The organism is Streptomyces endocoffeicus, from assembly GCF_016741935.1.
GTDB classification, from domain to species: domain Bacteria; phylum Actinomycetota; class Actinomycetes; order Streptomycetales; family Streptomycetaceae; genus Streptomyces; species Streptomyces endocoffeicus.
In genome coordinates, this window is the sequence record NZ_JAERRG010000122.1 from 1 (window position 1) to 2,023 (window position 2,023).

Sequence of the window (2,023 nt, forward strand, 5' to 3'; positions counted from 1 at the left end):
GCGCGGGGGCGGTGGAGTTGCTGACTGAGTCTGTGGCTTGGCCGCGTGGGGAGCGGGTCCGGCGGGCTGGGGTGTCTTCCTTCGGTGTGTCGGGGACTAACGCTCACGTTCTCCTCGAGGAAGCACCGGTGGATGAGTCCGTGGAGGTGGAGGTTTCCGCTGCTGGTGGTGGTGTGACGCCGTGGGTGGTGTCGGGGCGTAGTGCGGGAGCGTTGGCGGCTCAGGCGGGTCGGCTGCTGGAGTATGTGCGTGCTGCCCAGGCTGATGGTGGTGGCGTGGATGTGGCAGGCGTGGGGCGTGCTCTGGTGGGTTCGCGTGCGGTCTTCGAACACCGCGCTGTCGTCCTCGGTTCGGATGCGGAAGCGCTGGCGGCTGGGCTCGCGGCGCTGGTGGAGGGCAAGTCCGTCGGTGGTGCCGGTGGTGCTGGTGGTGTGGTGGTGGGGCGTGTGCGGTCGGGGCGTGTGGCGGTGTTGTTCTCCGGTCAGGGGAGTCAGCGGGCGGGGATGGGGCGGGAGTTGTATGAGGCCTTTCCTGTGTTTGCGGCGGCGTTCGATGAGGTGTGTGCTCGGTTTGATGGGTTGTTGGAGCGGCCGTTGAAGGATGTGGTGTTCGCCGATGCTGCTGCTCCTGATGGTGGGGGGTTGTTGGATCGGACGGTGTTTACGCAGGCGGGGTTGTTTGCGTTGGAGGTGGGGCTGTTCCGGTTGATGGAGTCCTTTGGGGTGCGGGTGGATTTCTTGGCGGGGCATTCGATTGGTGAGGTGGTGGCGGCGTATGTGGCGGGGGTGTGGTCGTTGGAGGATGCCTGCACGCTGGTGGCTGCTCGTGGGCAGCTGATGCAGGATCTGCCTGTGGGTGGGGCGATGGCCTCGGTCCAGGCTGGGGCGGAGGAGATGGGTCAGGCTCTGGAGGATCTTCGGGGCGGGGCTGGGCTTGGTGGTGTGGTGGAGGTTGCGGCGGTTAATGGGCCGGATCAGGTGGTGGTCTCCGGGGAGGAGGCTGCCGTGGCCCAGGTGGTTGATCATTGGCGTGGTCTGGGTCGGAAGGTGAAGAGTCTGCGGGTGGGGCATGGGTTCCACTCGGCTTTGATGGAGCCGATGCTGGACGGTTTCCGGCAGGTGCTGGAGGGGCTGTCGTTCGCTCCCCCTCGGCTGACGGTGGTCTCCAATGTGACGGGTCGGCCGGCGGAGGCGCAGGAGGTGTGTTCGCCGGAGTATTGGGTGCGTCATGTTCGGCAGGCGGTGTTGTTCGGGCCGGGTGTGGAGTGGTTGGCCGAGGACGGTCAGGTGACACGGTTTGTGGAGCTGGGGCCCGATGGCGTTCTGACCGCCATGGCCCACAACTGCCTGGCCAACCGCGTCGAGACCGACAGTGAGGACAGCTCTGGCGCTGAGCCGGAGGTCATCGCCTCCCTGCGCCGGGACCAGCCCGAAGTACAGGCCCTCTTGAATTGCTTGGCGCGGCAGTTCGTCACTGGTGCGTCTATCGACTGGTCACCCGCGCTGGGCGCTGTCACCAATACTTCGGTGCCCAGCCTGGAACTGCCCACCTATGCCTTTCAGCGGCAACGGTACTGGCTCGATGCTCCGATCCAAGCAGTTGACGCCACCGGCATCGGGCAGGGGCATGTTGACCATTCGCTGCTCAGCGCGATGTTGAAATCCGCGGCACACAATTCGGTCTACCTCACGGGTCGGCTGTCGCTGGAGTCACACCCGTGGCTGGCTGATCACCGGGTGCTGGAATCGGTGCTGGTCCCGGGGGCCGCGTTGGTCGAGTTGGTGATTCGTGCGGGCGATCAGGTCGGTTGCGGCCGGGTGGAGGAGCTGACGCTGGAGGCGCCGTTGGTCCTGCCCGAGCGCGGCGGTGTCCAGGTTCAGGTGGTGGTCGAGGAGCCGGATGCGGCCGGTCTGCGACCGGTTGCGGTCTACTCGCATCTCGAGGATGTGGCAAGCGCGGACGATGCGGTGTGGAACTGCCATGCGCGTGGGTTGTTGGCCGTGGAGGAGCCGTCGGCTGCTGG

At 66.3% G+C, this 2,023-nt stretch carries 1 protein-coding gene; it reads left to right on the top strand.

What is annotated here, in order from left to right:
* Positions 1-32: 32 nt before the first annotated feature.
* A partial coding sequence (locus JK364_RS54130) for an acyltransferase domain-containing protein (RefSeq protein WP_307841724.1) occupies positions 33-2,023 on the top strand: 1,991 nt, incomplete at its 3' end.